Source organism: Ammoniphilus soli (assembly GCF_040813775.1).
On the sequence record NZ_JBEGDL010000010.1, the window covers coordinates 190,419 to 210,138 of the forward strand.

Below are 19,720 nucleotides of genomic sequence, written 5' to 3' on the forward strand. Positions count from 1 at the left end.
GTAGACGGATTACTTTCTTCCTTCGACAATCGCCAACGTTCCGCCCATTAAGTTCGTATATTTCGTTTCTTGCAGTCCATGTTTAGCAAAGATCTTCGTTAATTTCTTAGCATCTGGAAACTCTTTCGCCGATTCATAAAAGTACCGATAGGCATTGGCTTTTCCCGCGCCAAACTGACCCATGACGGGAACGATTTTCTCGAAGTATAACCAGTACACCTGTTTGAAAACCGGAGCGCTCGGCTTGGACATATCAAGGGAAACTAGTTTTCCTCCGGGCTTTAGTACACGCACCATTTCGGAGATGGCTTTTTCTAGGTCTGGTACATTCCTTAAACCCCAGGCTACCGTTACGGCATCAAATTGATTATCCTCATAGGGCAAACTCATCGCGTTCCCCTGGACTAGCGTAATCTGATCTTTAAAAGGATGGGACTGGATATTTTGTTTCCCCACTTCTATCATGTTTTCCGAGAAATCCAGTCCTGTAACCTTTCCCTCAGGTCCGACTGCGGCAGCCAATTGCATCGATAACTTTGCTGTCCCACAGCAAACATCAAGGATGTGATCTCCTGCATGAGCTTCTGAGCGCGTAACGACGATTCGGCGCCATCTTTCATCTTGCCCCATGCTCATCATGCGATTGGTTTTGTCATATCCCTTAGAGATGTTATTAAAGAGCTCTCTGACATACGTTTCTTTCTTTTCTTTGGATGGAAGATAGGACATCAGAAGTCCCCCTTTCCGAAAAAATTGATACTGATATTATAGCCATAACTGCTGGCAAACGTCCATCCCTGGCAATAGGAAAGTATATGTATTCGCAAATAAAAACCGGGTGCTGGACCCGGCTATTGACTACTTGTATAGGTTTTGCAGTGTCTTCTTTAAGCTAGGGTGAAGGGCAGTCTGCTTACGGCTCATTTCCACAAACTCCAGTGCTTCCTTCATTTTTTTGCATATGCCCAGTTCGATGAGAACTCCTATGGCGATGGTAGCCGTTCTGCAAACCCCAGAGGCGCAATGGATGCCAATGCTCTTTCCTTGCTGGTACAACTCCGTCACTAATTGTATCGCTTCCCTTACCCTTTCTTCCTGACCCGAAATATGGTCCTTCAAACCAATATGTATCCATTGTGCCGTGTCGCTTGAAAAAGAAGGGCGAACCGCTTCTTCCCTCAGATCAATGATCACATCACATTGGGCAATGTCGACCATGTCTTGTGCATCAGTTTCGCTTCCAATAAAAATTCTGGCAGGGATCAACGTGTTAAATTTGACACGGTCCACAGAAAATCTCTCCTTTATTCTATCTGCTTTAAGGGTTAACTCTCCCGTCAGAATTGAACACTAGTTGTATTTTGCACCTGAGGAGGATAACCTTGCAACCAAAGATTATTACTCATTGTATAACAAAAAGCGGGAATAAGGGAGTGAACACTTTTAGACAATATTCGAGCTTATAAAACAGCTTGTTTCCCAACAAAAACAAGAGGCCTCCATCCGGAAGCCTCTTGTTACGCGTTTTATTCGATTACTTCGTCGGCCTCATCTAACATTTTTTGAGGAATGGTTACGCCAAAGCGTTCTGCTGCTTTTTTGTTCACGAACAGTTGAAGGTTCTTTTGCGTCTCAACTGGCATCTCAGCCGGTTTTGCCTCACCTTTCAGCACCTTCACAGCCATTTCCCCTGTTTGTCGGCCTAATTCATAGTAGTCAATTCCGTAAGTTACCAAAGCTCCATTTTTTACGGACTCGCCTTCCCCGGCAATCACAGGAATCTTCATGTTTTCAGCTACCATGAGCACTGTATCCAAAGCGGAAACAACCGTATTATCGGTTGGCACGTAGAAAGCATCAATACCGGAAATCGATTCGGCCGCTTGTTTTACTTCCGAACTGTTCGTTACGGCACGTTCCACAAGCTCTAATCCAAGCTCTGGAGCAATAGCCTTCGCTAGCTCTATCTGTACGACGGAATTGGCTTCGCCTGAATTGTAGATGACCCCGACTTTTTTGGCATCCGGGTTTACTTCCTTGACCAGGTTCAATTGCTCTTTAATTGGATTCATATCCGAGGTACCCGTTACGTTTCCTCCCGGATTATCCATGCTTGATACGATCTTGGCCACAACGGGATCCGTTACAGCCGTAAAGAGAATAGGGATATCCTTGCTTGCCTGTGCAGCGGCTTGGGCTGTTGGGGTGGCGATGGCTAAAATCATATCCACTTTATCGCCAGCAAACTTCTGGGCAATGGAAGTAGCTGTATTCATGTCCCCTTGTGCGCTTTGGAAGTCGTAGGTCACTTGTTCTCCTTCCTTATAGCCATTTTCGTTCAGATAGTCTACAAAGCCCTTTTTGGCTGCATCCAAGGCGGGATGCTCAACAATTTGGCTTATGCCAATTTTTATTTGTTTATCAGATGCTGGTTCGCTTCCTGTTGTTTCTGCTGGTTTTTCAGGTGTTGCAGCCGGTTGGCTTGAGGAAGATCCTCCTCCGCAGGCAGTCAGGGAAAGGGCTAAAGAGGCTCCTAATAATCCCATTGCAACTTTTTTCCATTGTTTCCTCATCATGTGTTCCCCCTCATTATTTCTTTAAGATACTTTAGCAATAATACTTTTTCACTATAAAGCATATGTGTAATAAAGTATGTATATATCTTAAAAATATCAAAAAAGTGGCACGATTACAATCTAATTTTTTCAATACACGGCTTCATGCTATAATGATTCATGACTAAGAAAGGTACGGAGGAGAGGGGGAGGAAACATGGAAGCCAACGCGTTGGGACAAATGCTTGGGAAAACTCCAATATTTCAGCATTGCACGGAGGAAGAGCTGAAACATGTGTCTGGCCTTTTATTGCCGAAAGAAGGAAAGAAAAAAGATATATTGTTTTATGAGGGGGATCCCTGTGAAGTTATTTATTTTATAAATAAAGGGAGGGTTAAAGTATTTAAATCCACAGAAGATGGTCGGGAGCAAATCGTGAATCTGCTTGGAAAGGGAGACATGTTCCCTCACGTAGGATGGTATGGGGGGAGCGATTACCCGGCTACGGCAGAGGTTCTTGAGGATGGGGAGCTGTACTATATGTATGTTCAGAAATTTACAAAGCTCCTTGAACATCAGCCGAAGCTTACCGTGAAGCTTCTTCAGGAACTGGACGGAAAAATTAGAGCCCTTCAATTACGATTATCGCACGTTCTAAGCAAAGATATGACTGAAAAAATTTATAGTGTTCTATTCTCTTTAGCAAAAGAAAAAGGAAAGAAATCAGGGGAAGGGTATCTGCTGGAAATTGATTTAACCCATCAAGATATTGCGAACCTGGTAGGGACCACTCGAGAAACAGCTAGCCGGATTATCAGCCAATTAAAAAAGGAAAGGAAGATGAATTTAGATCATGGGTTCCTGATCGTTTATGAGAATAGCGGCAATTGATGTTTATTGTCGATATTTTGCGATTTTTTGTTGAACGCTGTCCGCTTGATTTATGCCATAATGGTAAAAAGCAGCGGAGGAGGCTTTAAATGGAACCGTATCGCACCCAAAGAAAATTATTTTACTTGATTCTGATGTTTTTTGCGGTCTTCATTGGCTGGATGCTTTTTTCTGTGATCGATACAGGACAAGCGGAAAAGAATATAATCGATAAAGAAACCCTTCGTTTACAGGTCAATTATTCACCCGTCGAACAATAAGATGTCTCAACAGTGAAAAGCTACTTCGCCATTCCGGACGAGTAGTTTTTTTTCGTACTGTCAGAATTATAACTCCGTTACATTATTTGGACAGCACGAGGAAAACTTGTAGCTTGCGCGACCCAAGTTTTCTAGTATTAAAAGAGGACAAGGCTAATATATATGTTGATAGCAGGAGGCGCTGAATTTGGAAAAGTCAGCGACTTAACCTAGAGAAGAAAGAGTGGTATGCAAATGTATCTAGACTCGGCAATTTTGTTCTCTTTCCTAAGTATTATAGCTATCGATCTCGTTCTGGCAGGAGATAATGCAGTAGTGATCGGCATGGCCTCGAAAAACCTGCCGGTTAAACAACGGCGAAGAGCTATCCTATGGGGGACTGTAGGAGCGGTTGTGGTCAGGATCCTGATGACCTTTGTTGCTGTTGAATTGCTGAAGGTACCTCTCTTGATGGCGATAGGCGGCTTGCTCCTTGTTTGGGTTGCATTAAAGCTGCTAATCGAAGATAACGAACACAATAATGTTGAAAGCGGGAAAACATTTTGGCAGGCCGTTCGAACCATCATTATAGCCGATGTCATTATGGGAGTTGACAATATTATTGCTATAGCTGGCGCCTCCCAAGGAAATCTTTTATTAATAATTTTTGGACTTGCCGTAAGCATACCGATTATCGTCTGGTGCAGTCAATTCATTTCCAAGATTATGAATAAATATCCGCCAGTGGTCTACATTGGAGCTGCTGTCATCGCCTATACCGCTGCGGTTATGATCATAAGAGATCCGGTCGTAGAACGCTATTTATCCTCCCATATAACTTGGATCATTGAATTTTTTGCCGTCGCATTTGTTATTGTGATGGGAAAATGGATTCGCGGAAGGAAGTTTCTCCATCAGTAAGGCGAGAGTGAGATAATAAAAAAAATCTAAGAAAATCCATTCGCATTGATGTCATCTGAAAGAAAAAGGGCATAATGGTATTCATGAAATTGCTGTGAGGTGCCCTATGAAAATACTTATCCTTTCAGAGTCCATTGCGGGGTCGGGTCATAACCGTGCCGCAGAAAATGTCGCCAAGGGCTTTAGGCTGCAAGTTCCCCAAGCCGAAATTAAAGTGGATACTTCCTTAACCCATGTGAGCCCGATGTTAGAAAAGTTGTCTAACCGGCTTTATATGGGGGCTATCCGGCATGCAGCCCCCTTGTGGGGATGGGCTTACCAGCGGGATAGGGAGTGGAGTTTAATGGGGAAAAACATTTTAAAGAAGTTTGTGGCAAAAAAAATTACTCCCTATCTGGACAAGGAGCGGCCCGATATCATAGTCAGTACACATGCCTTTTGTTTAGGCGGTTTTGCCGAGTTGAAGCAGGACTATTCGTTTCGATTAGGGGCAGCTTTAACCGATTATTGGGTAAATCCATTTTGGATACATAAAGAAATCGATGCCTACTTTGTGGGCGCTCCTTCCATTAAGGAGAAGATGGTGAAGGAGTATAAATTAGATTCGGAGCAAATTCATGTAACGGGTATTCCCATTGATCCGATTTTTTGTGAATCCAGGTCCCAAAGGAACATTAGGGAACGCTACTCCGTTCCCCCAGACGCATTATTTATCCTAGTCACGGGTGGAGGGCTAGGCCTTCTTCCTTATGAGGAAATTCTTGAAAGCTTGGCTCAAGTAGAGCATCCTCTATTTATTGCAGCATTAACAGGAAGGAATCAAGCCGCCCGTATAAACCTGGGAACCTATTTGGCGGGACGTTCTTTCCCCCATGCCGTCCAGGTCATGGACTATGTAACCGATATCCATGAATGGATGTATAGTGCCGACCTTATGATCGGAAAGCCCGGGGGATTAACCGTGTCAGAGGCTTTGGCAAGCCATTTGCCCATCCTGATTTATAAACCCATCCCAGGCCAAGAAGTCCGCAATAGCCAGTTTCTCCTTTCCTATGAGGTGGGAATGCAGGCTTCCAAGGGGGACGAGCTCTCTCGTCTGGTCAGTGAGTTTTGCCAAGATAAGGATCGCCATCTGTGGACTGAAAGAATAAAACCTCTTTCTAAGCCGAGCGCAGCATATGAAGTGGGAAGAATTATGCTAAGTATGGATTAATTACCAATATTTAACATCTAAATTCATGAATGACTTTCTCCAATTTGTGAAACGATATTGTTACAACATAAGAGGAGGTGACACACATGCCAAACAACAATCAAAAGCTCGTTTCTGGCGCATCCCAAGCTCTTGATCAAATGAAGTTCGAAATTGCTCAAGAATTTGGCGTACAGCTTGGACCAGAACAAACAGCTCGCGCTAACGGTTCTGTTGGTGGGGAAATCACCAAGCGTCTGGTTCAATTCGCTGAGCAGCAACTTAGTGGTTTCCGTCAATAATTGCATAAAGCTCCTTTTGAATAGGAGCAGGTAGGGCAACGGTATCGTTGCCCTATTTTTTATTTTCTTTGCCCTTTAACTGCCTTCATCGCTTCCTCTGGTCCCAAAAGGCTAATCATTTCCATAAGCTCCTTATTATTGAGGGGGGACTTTTTCCCTTTTTCAATCAGTTCCTGTAACCGTTTTTGATCTTCCAACTTATAACACCTCCATTTGGACATTATCCCCTATTGGGGAGATGAACATTTACGAGATCGGAAGAAAGTTAGTTATTAAGTTTCAGAAAAATAAATGTTTATAAAAAGTTCACAAAAGAAACTGGAAAGTAACATGAAATTTGTGTAAAATTAAGAATAAATCGGTTACATACATAAACTGATCGAATGCTCAATCGATCAGCAGGGGAGAGGGTTTATTCATGACAGAAAAACTCGATTTAAATTTAATCGCGCCTGAGTACTATAATATGGCTGCGGACATCGACCGTCATGCGGAAGATGCTACAAAAAAAGCTTTATTATGGGAAGACGAAAGCGGTTTAACCACAGAGGTTACCTATCTTCAATTGCGCCAAGAGTCCAACAAATTCGCTAATGCCATGAAAAGCTTAGGTTTAAAAAAGGGGGATAGGGTAATCATTAACTTGCCTCGCATCCCTGAAGCTTACTATGTCTATTTAGGGGCCTTGAAGATGGGGCTAGTGGTATCTCCCGGTTCAGAAATGCTAATGCCCAAGGATCTGCTTTATCGACTGGAGCATTCCAAGGCAAAAGCTGTCGTTTGCTTCCATGATGTCACGGACCGCTTCAATCAGGTTAAAAACGAGGTTCAAGAGCTTAAGTACTTGATTACAGTAGGAGGCGAAGTGGGCGGATGGCAAGACTATCGTCAATTGGTAGGCTCGCAATCCGATGTCTTTGATATTGTACCCACTCGTTCGGATGATTTAGCTTTCCTGAATTATACTTCCGGAACCACTGGCAATCCCAAAGGTGTCGTTCACCACCACAGTTGGGCCTATGCCCATCAGGCCGTTGCCGCTAGGCTTTGGCTCGATGTAAAGGAGAATGATGTAGTCTGGGCAACGGCGGCGCCTGGATGGGCGAAATGGAATTGGAGCCCATTTATTTCAACATTGGGATCTGGTGCGACCGGATTGGTTTATCAAGGGCGATTTGATGCCAAAAAATATTTAAGCCTTTTGGAAAAGTATCAAGTGAACGTTCTCTGCTGTACACCAACGGAATACCGATTAATGGCGAAAGTGGACGGTTTGGATCAGTACAAGCTTCCTTACCTGCGCAGTACAGTGAGCGCAGGGGAACCCTTAAATAGGCAAGTGATTGATACCTTTAAGAAATACTTTGGCGTACTAGTACGTGATGGATATGGGCAAACCGAAAACACTCTTCTCGTCGGTACGATTATGGACATGGAGATTAAAGTCGGTTCCATGGGAAAACCAACGCCTGGCAATCAAGTCGCCATCATCGATGAGGAGGGCAAGCCTGTTCCTCCAGGCCAGGTGGGAGATATCGCTGTCCATCGGTCAGCTCCAGCCCTGTTTAAGGGGTATTTGAATGATCCGGAACGTACGGCGGCTTCCTACAGAGGGGATTGGTACCTCACCGGAGACCAAGCAAAAATGGATGAAGAGGGGTACTTCTGGTTTGAAGGCCGCTCGGATGACATCATCATTAGTTCAGGGTATACCATTGGTCCATTTGAAGTAGAGGATGCCCTGGTCAAGCATGTTGCAGTCAAAGAGTGTGCGGTGGTGGCCAGTCCAGACGAAGTGAGAGGGTCTATCGTCAAAGCTTTTGTTATCTTGAAGGAACAATATCATCGTTCAGAACAGCTAGTTAAAGAACTGCAAGAACATGTAAAAAGCATTACGGCCCCTTATAAATATCCAAGGGAAATCGAATTTGTCACCGAACTGCCCAAAACGACGTCCGGCAAAATCCGCCGGATAGAACTAAGGCAGTTCGAAAAGTACCGCAAAATAAATTCATAGCAGAAAGAAGGCTGCCTAAAAAGGCAGCCTTCTTTTCATTAGACGCAGAGTAAACGACTGCCATCCCGATCATAATAAAAGAAAGAGGTGGAAAATGCGGGATGAAATGGTTCCTTTTAGTTTGCGCTATCCTATGGATTTTGTTTTTATTAACCCATGTAAAGATTGTAATCCAATACAAAAAGTCGGAAGAAAATGACCACATTCATCTGGAGCTACAATTTCTGTTCGGTTTCATTGTTTTGAAGTTTGATATTCCCGTACTGAAGATAACATCTTTGCTTGAAGGGGCACCGGTAAAGATGAAAACCTCTTCGGAGGCTTCGGCACAAGAAAAAACAGAGCCCGGACAAGCTCAGGGCGGCTTTTTCCTAACCCCAAGAAAAGTGAAGAGATTCCTGGAATTTATGAATCAGATTAAGCTTCGAGCCCATGATCTGCAAGAGGTAGCCAAGTTCGTCTTAAGTAAGTTCAAGTGCGAAAGGTTTGAGTGGTATACCCGCGTCGGAGTAGGAGACGCAGCCTCCACAGCCATGGTTACCGGTTTGTTTTGGGGAGTAAAGACTACGCTTGTAGGCGCTATTACACGCTATATCGCGCTTCGGACTACTCCGCGAATCAACGTCGTTCCTGCTTATTACACGACAGAGATGGATACTCGGTTTCTCTGTATATTCCGGTACCGGATAGGGAACTCTATAATCGCAGTCGTGCGAATCCTATTCAAATTAATCAAAGGGCGTGAAGGAATATGGCAGAACACCCTATTCAGGGCTTAATGCAGACGGCAATGGAAAACTTAAAGGAAATGGTAGATGTCAATACCATTGTAGGTGACCCTGTAGAGACCCCTGATGGGAGTGTCATTCTTCCCATCTCAAAGGTAGGCTTTGGGTTTGCCGCTGGAGGAAGTGAATTTGAATACGAACCCGCGAAAGAGCCAGGTGCAAAAGAAATGCCTTTTGGCGGGGGAAGCGGGGGAGGGGTTTCCATTACTCCAGTTGCTTTTCTTGTGGTAGGAAAGAATGGAATCAAAACGATTCCGCTTGAAGGCAGCAACCACTTGTATGACAAAATTATGGATATGGCCCCTCAATTTTTGGAGAAGATGCAATCGATGATGGGCAAATCAAAAGGTCAGGGAAATGGGAATGGCAAACTGGAAAGAGGGTCACAGGATCCGTTTGATATCCAGTAGATTCTTTCCTTTCCCCATATAACAAAATAAGGGAAGGGGGCTGACTCTAAGTCAGCCCCCTTTTTTTCTTATACTCTCAACTCGTCACGGTATTCTCCTGGTTCGTAGCCCGATTCGAGCAAATGCTCAGCCAGGAGATCTCGAATATCAGGCGCTTTTTCACGAACCTGAGGGATATCAATCTGGTCGGGGTCCTTAAGGTCAAAATCAATAAAGCCGGTTGCCCCTTTTTGATGACGCCCTTCAAAGCCTACATCAGCGATTTGATTGTTATATTCCAAATGCGCGATTCCAGCGAAGAAAATATCGGTTTCCTCATGATTCTTATCAAATGAAGTGATGTCATAGCCTTTGATTTGAATAGACATGGTCTTCCTCCTTTCGTCTTCCGTTAGTCTGATTCAAGATGATCATCTTTACTCATCCCGATAAAAAAAGGACGTCCCTCAAGCTAAGCTCAAAGGACGCCCACAAAAACATGGCATTATTTTTATTTTGTTTTTGTTAGCTCGATTAAGAGATCTCCAGTTTCAATCGTTTCACCATTCTTGACGTGAACAGCCTTTACGACCGCGTTAAATGGAGCCTGCACGGTAGTTTCCATCTTCATGGCTTCCGTCACGATCAGATGTTCACCTTTCTTGACTTTATCGCCCGGTTCAACCATAAGCTTCAGCACTTTTCCTGGCATCGTAGCACCGATTTCCTCCGGTACGGCTACATCCACTTTTCGGCGGGTTTGGACAGTCACTTTAGCGGTAAGGTCACGTACTGTTACCTCACGAGGTTGACCATTCAACTCATAGTAGATGGTTCTTGTTCCGTCTGGAGCTACTTCCCCAATAGAAATCAACTTGACGACAAGGGTTTTCCCTTGCTCAATATCAACGGAAATCTCTTCGCCTAGGCGTAAGCCATAGAAGAAGGTTGGCGTATCCAATACGGAAAGTTTTCCAAAATCGTTTGCATTCTTTTCCTTGTCAAGGAATACCTTCGGATACATGATATAGGACATGATATCCAATTCAGTAACCGGTCGGTTCACCTTTTCTTCCAGCTCCGCACGAATGCTGTCAAAGTCAACTGGCGGAAGGAGTTCCCCAGGTCGGCAAGTAAAATAATCGCGCCCCTTAAGGATAATATCCCTCAATTGAGTCGGGAAACCGCCCGGCGGCTGTCCCAAGTATCCTTGGAAGAATTGGACGACGGACTCAGGGAAATCCAAACGATCGCCTTTTTCATACACGTCTTGCTCGGTCAAGTTGTTTTGCACCATAAATAAGGCCATGTCGCCTACGACCTTAGAAGACGGAGTTACCTTTACAATGTCTCCGAACATCATGTTGACCGTTGCATACATTTCTTTCACTTCATCCCATCGATCGCCAAGACCTACTCCTTTAGCTTGCTGATTAAGGTTGGTGTATTGGCCGCCAGGCATTTCATGCTGGTAGACATCAGTAGTAGAAGCCTTCATTTCGCTTTCGAACCCAACGTAATACTGGCGGACATCCTCCCAATAATCGGAGAGCTTTTGCATATGGCCTTCATCCAGCCCAGTTTCTCTTTCTTGACCCTTCAAGCTGGCTACCAGACCATTTAAGCTCGGCTGGGATGTGAGTCCGGATAGCGAACTTACGGCAACGTCTACAATATCCACGCCGGCCTCGTAGGCCTTTAAAAGAGTTCCAAGCTGATTCCCGCTCGTATCATGGGTATGAAGATGAATTGGAATGCCAATTTCCTGTTTTAATGCACGAACCAACTCATATGCGGCAAATGGCTTAAGAAGCCCTGCCATATCCTTGATGCAAAGAATATGTGCCCCAGTTTGTTCAAGTTCTTTGGCCAAATTCACATAATATTGCAGGGAATACTTGTCACGCTTCGGATCTAAAATGTCCCCCGTATAGCAAACGGTTGCCTCTGCAATCTTTCCGCTCTCCAACACAGCATCAATGGCCACCTTCATGCCATCTAACCAGTTTAAGCTATCAAAAATACGGAAGACATCGATGCCGGCCTCAGCGGATAATTGGACAAACTTACGGATAACATTATCCGGATAGTTTGTATATCCAACCGCATTAGCCCCCCGGAACAGCATCTGGAAAAGAAGATTCGGGATCTTTTCTCTTAAGAGGTGCAGCCTTTCCCATGGATCCTCATTCAAGAAGCGCATCGACGTGTCGAAAGTCGCTCCTCCCCACATTTCTAAGGAAAAGAGGTTAGGGGCTAATTTTCCAGTCGCTTCAGCAATCTGAAGAAGGTCATGCGTTCTTACGCGTGTCGCGAAAAGAGACTGTTGAGCATCGCGGAACGTTGTATCCGTGACAAGAAGCTGATTCTGATCCTTGATCCAATTCACGAGCCCAGCAGCACCTTGCTGATCAAGGATTTGCTTGGTTCCCTGAGGATACTCCTGCTTATAGGTCGTAACAGGAATCCTAGGCGTAGGGAAGCTTGGTTTCTTTCCCTTCGGCAATCCAGGATGCCCATTGACAATGGTCTGTCCAATATAGGTCAATAGCTTGGTTCCGCGGTCCCTGCGCTTCGGGAACTCGAATAGCTCATTCTTCGTGTCGATAAATGATGTGTCGTAATGTCCGCTTAGAAACTCTGGGTGCTGAACCACGTTTTCAAGGAATGGGATATTGGTTTTGACTCCGCGAATTCTAAACTCCTTCAAGGTTCTCAGCATCTTCCTGGAAGCTTTCTCATATTGCATGGCCCAAGCTGATACTTTAACGAGTAGAGAATCATAATGCGGAGTAATAACAGCACCAGGATATCCATTTCCGGCGTCCAAGCGAATGCCGAATCCACCGCCAGAACGGTAGGCGAGCAGACGCCCAGTTTCCGGAAGGAATCCGCGTGCAGGGTCCTCAGTCGTGACACGGCACTGGATCGCATAACCCCGGGTCGTAATGTTCTCCTGACTGCCAATTCCAATTTCCGGATCAGCAAGGGCATACCCTTCTGCGATACGGATCTGCGACTGAACGATGTCGATACCCGTGATCATTTCCGTAATGGTATGTTCCACTTGAACTCTTGGATTAACCTCAATGAAATAGAACTTATGGTCAGCTGTGACTAAGTACTCCACCGTTCCGGCATTCATGTAACCGGCAGTCCTCATCAGCTGAAGGGCAGATTCGTTAATTTCCTTGCGCAGCTCCTCTGGCAGGGATACACTTGGAGCCACCTCAACCACCTTCTGGTGTCGGCGCTGGATCGAGCAATCCCTCTCAAAGAGATGAACAACTTGGCCATAACGGTCAGCGAGGATCTGGACCTCAATATGCTTGGGGCGGTCAAGATACTTCTCAATATAGACAGCCGTATTGCCGAATGCGGATTTCGCTTCTGATCTGGCACGATCTAGAGCTTCCTGCAATTCATCCGCATGGCGAACGATCCTCATGCCTCGGCCACCGCCGCCAGATGCCGCTTTAATGATAATCGGATAGCCATGTTCCTTTGCAAAAAACATAGCTTCCTGCAACGTTTGAATCGGTTCTGGAGTTCCTGGGATAACGGGTATCCCTGCCTTAATGGCCATCGTCCTTGCGTCAACCTTGTCCCCGAAGGTTTGAATATGCGCTGCGTCAGGCCCGATGAATACAATGCCCTCTTCCTGGCATCTCCTGGCAAACTCCGCGTTTTCGGAAAGGAAACCGTAACCGGGATGAATGGCATCCACGTCATGGCGCTTGGCCACTTCAATGATACCCTCGATGTCAAGATAAGCCTCGATGGCACCTTTTCCTTCTCCGATTAGATAAGCTTCATCTGCCTTGAATCGGTGCAAGGCAATGTTGTCCTGTTCGGAATAAACTGCCACTGTACGGATCCCTAGTTCTGTGCATGCGCGAAAGATACGTATCGCAATCTCTCCGCGATTTGCGACCAATACCTTTCTAAATCGTGTTATCTTTTTCATCGTTCGCCTCCCTGTCTCCCACAACTCCACATTGGTATTATTATCTTTTTATTAAAGTATATCATATCTGAAAGAGACAAAATTGTTAATAGTTTTATATTTATGTTATTAATTTTTACTAATTGAGAAAGTTTAATTCCTCAGATCGACTGCGGAACATCCACGTGGCGATAACGGTATAGAACCTTTTTTTATAGTGAACAATGGGGGCAAGAGGTGAAAAAAATCATGCTCCTGCTAGATCGAACGCCAGCAGACATTTGGAGAATGCTGCTCCCGAAACAACATATCTTGTTTCCACCAGATCGAGAATATGATGATTTGATTTTCCAGTACAGGAATTTCGTTTACTTTGTTCATGAGGATGGGGCCGTAGTCCGCATGAATAAGCCGCATAACGTCCGCAAACTTACTCAGGAGGATTTATGGGAATTCCTCTTCCATGAAAAAGAGACACTGGATTATGATGATTGCGGATTTTTTTCGATAGGATCCATCCTTAGGCATATGGGATTTCTCGTTCCCATGAAGACGGGAGGACGGGAAGGAAACTATGAAGTCGAGGTGCTGAATCGGCTCGATCCCGATCAGCAAGGATCTAGATATACCCTGACTGCTGTCACTTTCCGTTTCGCCCTTTATCATGCCCTTCTCAAGTGTCACGAGATGAATGATAGCGAGGGAGAAGAAGGCGAGTATGAGGTTCAGTCCATCACTCCCCTTGATCCCGGCGCAACAGAAGCGATTCCCCCTTCCTCCTTTGGATAGGGGGCTTTTCGGGTACGCTAACAACCCTGCTCAATTAAAAGTAAGGCAAGGCAGGATTTATGGGCTGCATAACGAATAATTCTAGAGCAACAGGTGAAGGAGGAAGAGATATGGATGTCCCTATGGTTACTTATCAGGTCACCGAAGAAGACGAGGGATCTACCATGAAAGTTTTTCTCCGGAAGAAAAAAGGGTTATCCCGCAAGCTGCTGGTCAAATTGAAACAGGAAAAATCGATTTATTTAAATGGTCAATTTACCTATTTGGATCATCCGCTGCACGCGGGAGATACCATAACCATGGTGATGCAGGAAGAAGAATCGGAAAACATTGTTCCGGAGGATATACAACTGGACATTTGCCATGAAGATGAAGATATCATGGTGTTAAACAAGCCTCCCGGCCAATGTGTTCACCCGACTTTGCTTCATCCGGCAGGGACCCTCGCAAATGGGGTAGTAAAGTATTGGCAAGAGCAGGGCTTTAACCGAAAGTTCCGCGCGGTTAACCGACTGGATAAGGATACGACAGGGTTGCTGATTGTTGCGAAAAACCAATTTGCCCATCAACAGCTCGCGATTGTACAAAGACAGCATGGCATCAGACGAATCTATGAGGCCGTTGTCCATGGCCGCCTTCTTCATGATTCAGGTACGGTTAATGCTCCCATCGCCCGAAAAGGCGAATCGATCGTAGAAAGGGAAGTGCGGGAGGATGGGCAGGAAGCGGTTACCCATTATGAAGTAATCCAGCGATTTGATCTGGCCACACATATCCGGTTAAAGCTAGAGACGGGAAGGACTCACCAAATCCGTGTACATATGAGTCATCTTGGTCATCCTTTGATGGGAGACGACCTATACGGCGGGAGCAGAGAAGTCATTGGAAGGCAAGCGCTCCATGCCGGATCTCTTTCTTTTCCTCATCCCCGATCGGGTGAAATGCTCGATTTCAAGTCCGCTTTGCCGCGGGATATATTGGATCTGCTTCATGCCATAGCAGGGGAGAATGATAAACATGGAGATTAACCCGATGACAAATGAACATGCAGCGAATTACAAGCTGCTGATCGGCGGAGTGCTTCCCCGTCCGATCGCCTTTATCACCACCGTGGGAGATCAGGGTGTAGTCAATGCTGCACCTTTTAGCTTTTTTAACGTAGTTTCCACAAATCCTCCCATGATTTCTGTCGCCGTGATGAGAAAGCCTGGTGGGGACCAAAAGGATACCGCTAGGAATATTATTGCCTCCAAAGAGTTTGTCATCAACGTGGTGGATGAGAAGAATGTGGCAAAAGTGAATGAAACCTCGTGCGACTATCCGCCCGAAATTAGCGAAGTGAAGGAAGCTGGCCTTACGACTTCCCCAAGCCATGCCATAGGCGTGCCCCGGATTGCCGAGGCTCGGCTTCACTACGAATGTCGATTGCATCAACATCTGGAACTTGGCAACGGTCCAAATTCGGATTTGATTATTGGAGAGATTGTCCATATCCATGTAGATGATTCACTCTATCAAAAAGGAAGAATAGATACCCAAAAACTGGCCCCGATTGGCCGTCTAGCCGGTTTGGACTACGTAAAATTAGGAGAAATCTTCTCGATGCCGCGGCCTGCCTATCAGGCCAAAAAGGAATAGTGGACGACCAGCCATCCTTACCATGGTTTTAGGGAAACCCCGGAAATCAGAGGTAAGGTTTTTTTTGTGCATTTTTTATTTTTGCACTTTAAAGCGTGTATGCGATGGTGTATAATAGCTCTAACTTTTTAAAATGTTAGAAAAAGATGGGGGATTGCGAGAGATGAAAAAAGAAACCAAACAATGGCTAAAGCGGGCCGCGCTGCTTTCCTGCCTGCTATTGACCGCATGCGGAGGGGCAAATACAGCAGAAACGCCGAAGGCTGAACCAGCAAACACAGAAGCCACAGCGACGGGGTCACAAGAAAAATTAAAGATCGGGATCACCCAGATCATTGAACATCCTGCGCTCGATGCTTCAAGAGAAGGCTTTATTGAGGCACTGAAAGATAACGGATATATTGATGGAGAAACCATCGAGATCGATTACCAATCGGCCCAGGGCGATCCTAGTACCGTAAATACAATCTCTCAAAAATTTGTCAGCGATAAGAAGGATGCTATTCTTGCTATTGCAACACCGAGTGCCCAGTCGCTGGTCAAAGCTACCGAAGGAACAGAAATTCCGCTTTTCTTCACAGCGATTACAGATCCATTAAGCGCTAAGCTTGTCGATAATTTGGAAAATCCAGGAAAGAACGTGACTGGATACTCCGACACTCATCCTGAAGCGATTAAAAGGGCGATGGGGGCCATCCATGAATTATTCCCGGAAGCTAAAAAAATCGGGATCATTTATAATTCCGGAGAAGCGAATTCTGTCGTCAATGTTGAAAATGCAAAAAAAGCCTTGGTTGAGTTGGGTCTTGAGCCCGTTGAAGCCAATGCAAGCAATGGCACAGAGGTGCTGCAGGCTGCTGAATCGCTTCTCGGACGCGCTGATTTGATCTATGTGCCTAAGGACAATACAGCCGTTGCTGCCCTGAAGGCTGTGGTAAAAGTAGCGGAAGAGAACGATGTTCCTTTGTTTGTAGGGGAAATGGATTCTGTAAAGAACGGCGGTTTTGCCGGATATGGCGCAGACTATCACGATCTTGGCTATCAGACGGGACTCATGGTCGTGAAGGTGCTTAAAGGGGAAGCGAAGCCTGGAGATCTAGCAGTGCAATTCCCTGATGAAATTCATTTAGCTGTAAACAAAGAGGCTGCTGCTAACCAAGGAATCGATTTGGAGAAGCTCATGCCAATTATCGAAAAGCACAACCCGGTATTTATCGAAAAGATAGAATCTAAATAATTGTAGTTATTAAAGAAAAAGGGATTCCTTAAGTGGAATCCCTTTTTCTCGTGTTAATTTCTTAAGCTTTACGATAGAAAAGCTAAAAAGCACTGTCGTGTAAAAATTTGCACTTAAACTATTTGCCATCTTATATTATAATAGTTTTTATATTTTGTTCAGATAGGTACTAAGGAGGAGACATCATGGGTCCAGCGATCTTAGGATCAGTTGAATCAGGTATTATATTTGCTCTTATGGCATTAGGGGTATACCTGACATTTAGAATATTAGATTTTCCCGATTTGACCGTGGATGGTAGTTTTACAACGGGCGGCTCCGTAGCGGCCGTTATGATTGTTGGCGGATATTCTCCGCTCATCGCGACATTCGTCGCCATGCTAGCAGGTTTGTTGTTTGGTAGCCTGACCGGAATCCTTCATACGAAAGGGAAAATCAATGCCCTGCTTTCCGGGATCCTTTCTATGATTGCCTTATACTCCATAAACTTGAGAATAATGGGGAAGGCCAATATCGGATTGTTAGGCGAAGAGACACTTATGTCTCAAGTAGGCTCATTTACTAGCGCTTTTGGAGAAACCTTTGCTCAATATTCCACGCTGATCGTGATGGCTGTATTAGTTGTTTTGATCAAGCTTGCAGTGGATTGGTTCCTGGATACAGAAGTGGGATTAGCCTTGCGTGCAACAGGGGATAACCCAAGAATGATTCGAAGCTTCTCCGCTAATACCGATAATACCATTATTATAGGTCTTGCCCTATCCAATGGACTAGTTGCCTTATCCGGCGCTTTAATGGCACAATATCAAGGCTTTTCAGACGTTTCAATGGGAATTGGGATGATTATCATCGGTTTAGCTTCGGTTATCATCGGTGAAGCCATCTTCGGGGACCGCTCGATCAAGCGTGCCACTCTGGCAGTTATAGGCGGTGCCATTATTTATCGCTTAGTTGTAGCCTTAGCGTTACGGGTAGGTTTAAGTCCATCTGACATGAAGCTGATGACGGCTTTAATCGTTATTTTCGCGCTCATCACGCCAAAAATCATTTCTAACTTGAAGGAAAAGAAACGAAAAGCGGCAAAGCGAAAGGCGAGCGAGTCACAAAATCTGGCTCAATAGGAGGGGAGAGTACAGCATGCTTAAACTAAAAAACATTAATAAAATATTCAATGAAGGTACGGTAGACGAAAAAATAGCACTGGGCCACATCAACCTTAATCTAAAAAAAGGTGATTTCGTAACCATCATCGGAAGTAATGGGGCAGGGAAATCGACGCTGATGAATATCATTTCTGGCGTCATGCTGCCGGATGAAGGAACGGTTGAAATTGATGGTTCTGTTGTCAATCATTTGAAGGAGCATCAGCGAGCCCCGCTCATTGGGCGAGTTTTCCAGGATCCCATGGCAGGGACCGCTCCTACGATGACGATTGAGGAAAACTTAGCGATGGCATACTCCAGGAATCGGACTAGAGGCTTGCGCGTTGGCGTGAATAAGGAACGCAGAGAATTATTCCGCCATCATTTGGAAACTCTTCACTTAGGCTTGGAGAATCGCTTGAATGCAAAGGTCGGACTCCTATCGGGGGGAGAAAGACAGGCATTGAGCTTGCTGATGGCTACCTTTACTCAACCGAAGGTTCTCTTGCTTGATGAACATACGGCTGCCCTGGATCCTGCCCGGGCAGCGCTGATTACCCAATTGACCAAAGAAATCGTGCAGAATTCCGGTCTTACAACCCTCATGGTTACCCATAATATGCAACAGGCTATCGACTTAGGCAATCGCTTGATCATGATGGATAAAGGGACCATTATCTTAGATGTAGACACGGAACAGAAGCAAACCTTGACCATTGAGCGACTGCTGAAAGAATTTGAACGCCTCCGCGGGGAAAAGTTTGCAAGCGACCGAGCCGTATTAGGGTAAGAAGATTGGCCCATCCTCCAAACTTCGGGTAGAATAGAGGTATGTTTGGAGAATGGGAGGCAAAACAAGTGACAAAGTGGAATAAGAACAATTCGGTTGAAGGCGAATGGAGCCCGGTCGAGACTGATCCGGCAACGGAAGCTAAAGAAGAATCCCAATCTGATCATGCTGGGCAATTAATTGTATTGGAAAAAGATCATCAAAGATTTTACGATAAGATAAGAAAAAAGGTCGAAGAGTTTTTGAAAAAACAGACAGGAGATAAGGCGGATCGTGCGGCCAAGTATATTTTGCTTGCTCCTGACCTGTTTGTTCTTTTTGCCCGCCTTCTCCAAGACAGGCGAGTTCCCACGAAGTCTAAGGCATTAGCAGGTGTTGTAGTGGCTTATTTTCTATCTCCTCTCGACATTATGCCGGAAATCATCGTCGGCCCTATTGGTTTTCTGGACGATATCATCTTAGCCGCCTATGCGCTAAGCCGGATCATGAATGAAGTGGACAAGCATGTATTGCTTGAGCATTGGAATGGCGAGGCGGACTTGCTGGAGACCGTCCAGGAGCTGTTAAAGAAAGCTGAAGAGCTTGTTGACACAAAAGTCTTAGGAACGATTAAAAACCTTTTAAATAAGAAGTAAATAAAGAAGAGCAGGGCCTATAGCCCTGCTCTTCTTTATTTTTTGGAGAAGGTATAAGGGATGATTTTTGGATAACAGAAGAAAAGAGACTGTCGATTAATAGTACTTTTGAGATGAATATTATAGAAGGAAGGCAGGCTTCAGATAACAGGAGAAAGTCCGACTATATTTAATGATGAGGACTTTTTGGCTAAAATAAGCGGAGAAAATCCGGTTATTCCTCTAAAACACGGAAGAAAATCATGATT

General features: G+C 45.0%; 21 protein-coding genes. 15 read left to right on the forward strand and 6 right to left on the reverse strand.

Annotated features, from left to right (window positions below; translation table 11 throughout):
• Positions 1-9: 9 nt before the first annotated feature.
• The 3 genes from ABLT31_RS19830 to ABLT31_RS19840 all read right to left on the reverse strand — a co-directional run bounded on the left by ABLT31_RS19830 (position 10) and on the right by ABLT31_RS19840 (position 2,573).
• Complete coding sequence (locus ABLT31_RS19830) at positions 10-729, reverse strand: demethylmenaquinone methyltransferase (protein ID WP_367754839.1); 720 nt, start codon at positions 727-729, stop codon at positions 10-12.
• 129 nt (positions 730-858) lie between these two features.
• Positions 859-1,290, reverse strand: coding sequence for a protein-tyrosine phosphatase family protein (locus ABLT31_RS19835; protein WP_367754841.1), 432 nt, complete (start codon positions 1,288-1,290; stop codon positions 859-861).
• Positions 1,291-1,526: 236 nt separating this feature from the next.
• Positions 1,527-2,573, reverse strand: a complete 1,047-nt coding sequence (locus tag ABLT31_RS19840; RefSeq protein ID WP_367754843.1) for an ABC transporter substrate-binding protein — start codon at positions 2,571-2,573, stop codon at positions 1,527-1,529.
• Between the two features lie 199 nt (positions 2,574-2,772).
• Here ABLT31_RS19840 and ABLT31_RS19845 point away from each other — a divergent pair, with 199 nt between their 5' ends.
• The 5 genes from ABLT31_RS19845 to ABLT31_RS19865 all read left to right on the forward strand — a co-directional run bounded on the left by ABLT31_RS19845 (position 2,773) and on the right by ABLT31_RS19865 (position 6,101).
• The gene (locus ABLT31_RS19845; protein WP_367754845.1) at positions 2,773-3,447 is read left to right on the forward strand and encodes a Crp/Fnr family transcriptional regulator; all 675 of its coding nucleotides are present in this window, start codon (positions 2,773-2,775) and stop codon (positions 3,445-3,447) included.
• 89 nt (positions 3,448-3,536) lie between these two features.
• Entirely contained in the window at positions 3,537-3,707 is a 171-nt protein-coding gene (locus tag ABLT31_RS19850; RefSeq protein WP_367754847.1) for a hypothetical protein, read from the forward strand.
• Between the two features lie 228 nt (positions 3,708-3,935).
• A complete protein-coding gene (locus ABLT31_RS19855) occupies positions 3,936-4,607 on the forward strand; it encodes a TerC family protein (protein WP_367754849.1) in 672 nt (223 codons plus the stop codon).
• Between the two features lie 106 nt (positions 4,608-4,713).
• The gene (locus tag ABLT31_RS19860; protein ID WP_367754851.1) at positions 4,714-5,820 is read left to right on the forward strand and encodes an MGDG synthase family glycosyltransferase; all 1,107 of its coding nucleotides are present in this window, start codon (positions 4,714-4,716) and stop codon (positions 5,818-5,820) included.
• A gap of 86 nt (positions 5,821-5,906) precedes the next feature.
• On the forward strand, positions 5,907-6,101 hold the full coding sequence (locus ABLT31_RS19865) for a small, acid-soluble spore protein, alpha/beta type (RefSeq protein ID WP_367754853.1): 195 nt from the start codon (positions 5,907-5,909) through the stop codon (positions 6,099-6,101).
• 59 nt (positions 6,102-6,160) lie between these two features.
• On the opposite strand, the gene ABLT31_RS19870 is transcribed toward ABLT31_RS19865, so the two are convergent.
• The gene (locus tag ABLT31_RS19870) at positions 6,161-6,298 is read right to left on the reverse strand and encodes a hypothetical protein (RefSeq protein ID WP_367754855.1); all 138 of its coding nucleotides are present in this window, start codon (positions 6,296-6,298) and stop codon (positions 6,161-6,163) included.
• Between the two features lie 221 nt (positions 6,299-6,519).
• On the opposite strand from ABLT31_RS19870, the gene mbcS reads away from it, so the two are divergent.
• The 3 genes from mbcS to ytfJ all read left to right on the forward strand — a co-directional run bounded on the left by mbcS (position 6,520) and on the right by ytfJ (position 9,316).
• Positions 6,520-8,118 (forward strand): acyl-CoA synthetase MbcS, encoded by a 1,599-nt coding sequence (gene mbcS / locus ABLT31_RS19875; protein ID WP_367754858.1) that lies wholly within the window; start codon positions 6,520-6,522, stop codon positions 8,116-8,118.
• A gap of 101 nt (positions 8,119-8,219) precedes the next feature.
• A complete protein-coding gene (locus tag ABLT31_RS19880; protein WP_367754860.1) occupies positions 8,220-8,897 on the forward strand; it encodes a DUF2953 domain-containing protein in 678 nt (225 codons plus the stop codon).
• The gene (gene ytfJ / locus ABLT31_RS19885) at positions 8,870-9,316 is read left to right on the forward strand and encodes a GerW family sporulation protein (RefSeq protein ID WP_367754862.1); all 447 of its coding nucleotides are present in this window, start codon (positions 8,870-8,872) and stop codon (positions 9,314-9,316) included. The genes ABLT31_RS19880 and ytfJ overlap by 28 nt, the downstream gene beginning before the upstream one ends.
• 68 nt (positions 9,317-9,384) lie before the next feature.
• Here ytfJ and ABLT31_RS19890 read toward each other — a convergent pair whose 3' ends face one another.
• Together ABLT31_RS19890 and pyc are read right to left on the reverse strand one after the other, a co-directional pair.
• On the reverse strand, positions 9,385-9,684 hold the full coding sequence (locus ABLT31_RS19890) for a hypothetical protein (protein WP_367754864.1): 300 nt from the start codon (positions 9,682-9,684) through the stop codon (positions 9,385-9,387).
• A 122-nt stretch (positions 9,685-9,806) separates the two neighbouring features.
• Entirely contained in the window at positions 9,807-13,262 is a 3,456-nt protein-coding gene (gene pyc / locus ABLT31_RS19895) for a pyruvate carboxylase (RefSeq protein ID WP_367754866.1), read from the reverse strand.
• A 216-nt stretch (positions 13,263-13,478) separates the two neighbouring features.
• Here pyc and ABLT31_RS19900 point away from each other — a divergent pair, with 216 nt between their 5' ends.
• The 7 genes from ABLT31_RS19900 (at position 13,479) to ABLT31_RS19930 (ending at position 19,472) form a co-directional block, all read left to right on the forward strand.
• Positions 13,479-14,030 (forward strand): hypothetical protein, encoded by a 552-nt coding sequence (locus tag ABLT31_RS19900; RefSeq protein ID WP_367754868.1) that lies wholly within the window; start codon positions 13,479-13,481, stop codon positions 14,028-14,030.
• A gap of 110 nt (positions 14,031-14,140) precedes the next feature.
• Entirely contained in the window at positions 14,141-15,058 is a 918-nt protein-coding gene (locus tag ABLT31_RS19905) for an RluA family pseudouridine synthase (RefSeq protein WP_367754870.1), read from the forward strand.
• Positions 15,048-15,668, forward strand: coding sequence for a flavin reductase family protein (locus tag ABLT31_RS19910; RefSeq protein WP_462976516.1), 621 nt, complete (start codon positions 15,048-15,050; stop codon positions 15,666-15,668). Before ABLT31_RS19905 ends, ABLT31_RS19910 begins: the two co-directional genes overlap by 11 nt.
• A 133-nt stretch (positions 15,669-15,801) precedes the next feature.
• Positions 15,802-16,905, forward strand: a complete 1,104-nt coding sequence (locus ABLT31_RS19915; protein WP_367754874.1) for an ABC transporter substrate-binding protein — start codon at positions 15,802-15,804, stop codon at positions 16,903-16,905.
• 185 nt (positions 16,906-17,090) lie between these two features.
• A complete protein-coding gene (locus ABLT31_RS19920; protein WP_367754876.1) occupies positions 17,091-18,026 on the forward strand; it encodes an ABC transporter permease in 936 nt (311 codons plus the stop codon).
• A gap of 16 nt (positions 18,027-18,042) precedes the next feature.
• A complete protein-coding gene (locus ABLT31_RS19925; RefSeq protein WP_367754878.1) occupies positions 18,043-18,837 on the forward strand; it encodes an ABC transporter ATP-binding protein in 795 nt (264 codons plus the stop codon).
• Between the two features lie 68 nt (positions 18,838-18,905).
• On the forward strand, positions 18,906-19,472 hold the full coding sequence (locus ABLT31_RS19930) for a YkvA family protein (RefSeq protein ID WP_367754880.1): 567 nt from the start codon (positions 18,906-18,908) through the stop codon (positions 19,470-19,472).
• Positions 19,473-19,720 lie beyond the last annotated feature (248 nt).

What these genes read in the sequence shown, in the direction of transcription:
- ABLT31_RS19830 (WP_367754839.1), bottom strand. Translation starts at nt 729, where the DNA reads ATGTCCTATCTTCCATCCAAAGAAAAGAAAGAAACGTATGTCAGAGAG.
- ABLT31_RS19840 (WP_367754843.1), bottom strand. Translation starts at nt 2,573, where the DNA reads ATGAGGAAACAATGGAAAAAAGTTGCAATGGGATTATTAGGAGCCTCT.
- ABLT31_RS19845 (WP_367754845.1), top strand. Translation starts at nt 2,773, where the DNA reads ATGGAAGCCAACGCGTTGGGACAAATGCTTGGGAAAACTCCAATATTT.
- ABLT31_RS19850 (WP_367754847.1), top strand. Translation starts at nt 3,537, where the DNA reads ATGGAACCGTATCGCACCCAAAGAAAATTATTTTACTTGATTCTGATG.
- ABLT31_RS19855 (WP_367754849.1), top strand. Translation starts at nt 3,936, where the DNA reads ATGCAAATGTATCTAGACTCGGCAATTTTGTTCTCTTTCCTAAGTATT.
- ABLT31_RS19860 (WP_367754851.1), top strand. Translation starts at nt 4,714, where the DNA reads ATGAAAATACTTATCCTTTCAGAGTCCATTGCGGGGTCGGGTCATAAC.
- ABLT31_RS19865 (WP_367754853.1), top strand. Translation starts at nt 5,907, where the DNA reads ATGCCAAACAACAATCAAAAGCTCGTTTCTGGCGCATCCCAAGCTCTT.
- mbcS (WP_367754858.1), top strand. Translation starts at nt 6,520, where the DNA reads ATGACAGAAAAACTCGATTTAAATTTAATCGCGCCTGAGTACTATAAT.
- ABLT31_RS19880 (WP_367754860.1), top strand. Translation starts at nt 8,220, where the DNA reads ATGAAATGGTTCCTTTTAGTTTGCGCTATCCTATGGATTTTGTTTTTA.
- ytfJ (WP_367754862.1), top strand. Translation starts at nt 8,870, where the DNA reads ATGGCAGAACACCCTATTCAGGGCTTAATGCAGACGGCAATGGAAAAC.
- ABLT31_RS19890 (WP_367754864.1), bottom strand. Translation starts at nt 9,684, where the DNA reads ATGTCTATTCAAATCAAAGGCTATGACATCACTTCATTTGATAAGAAT.
- pyc (WP_367754866.1), bottom strand. Translation starts at nt 13,262, where the DNA reads ATGAAAAAGATAACACGATTTAGAAAGGTATTGGTCGCAAATCGCGGA.
- ABLT31_RS19905 (WP_367754870.1), top strand. Translation starts at nt 14,141, where the DNA reads ATGGATGTCCCTATGGTTACTTATCAGGTCACCGAAGAAGACGAGGGA.
- ABLT31_RS19910 (WP_462976516.1), top strand. Translation starts at nt 15,048, where the DNA reads ATGGAGATTAACCCGATGACAAATGAACATGCAGCGAATTACAAGCTG.
- ABLT31_RS19915 (WP_367754874.1), top strand. Translation starts at nt 15,802, where the DNA reads ATGTTAGAAAAAGATGGGGGATTGCGAGAGATGAAAAAAGAAACCAAA.
- ABLT31_RS19920 (WP_367754876.1), top strand. Translation starts at nt 17,091, where the DNA reads ATGGGTCCAGCGATCTTAGGATCAGTTGAATCAGGTATTATATTTGCT.
- ABLT31_RS19925 (WP_367754878.1), top strand. Translation starts at nt 18,043, where the DNA reads ATGCTTAAACTAAAAAACATTAATAAAATATTCAATGAAGGTACGGTA.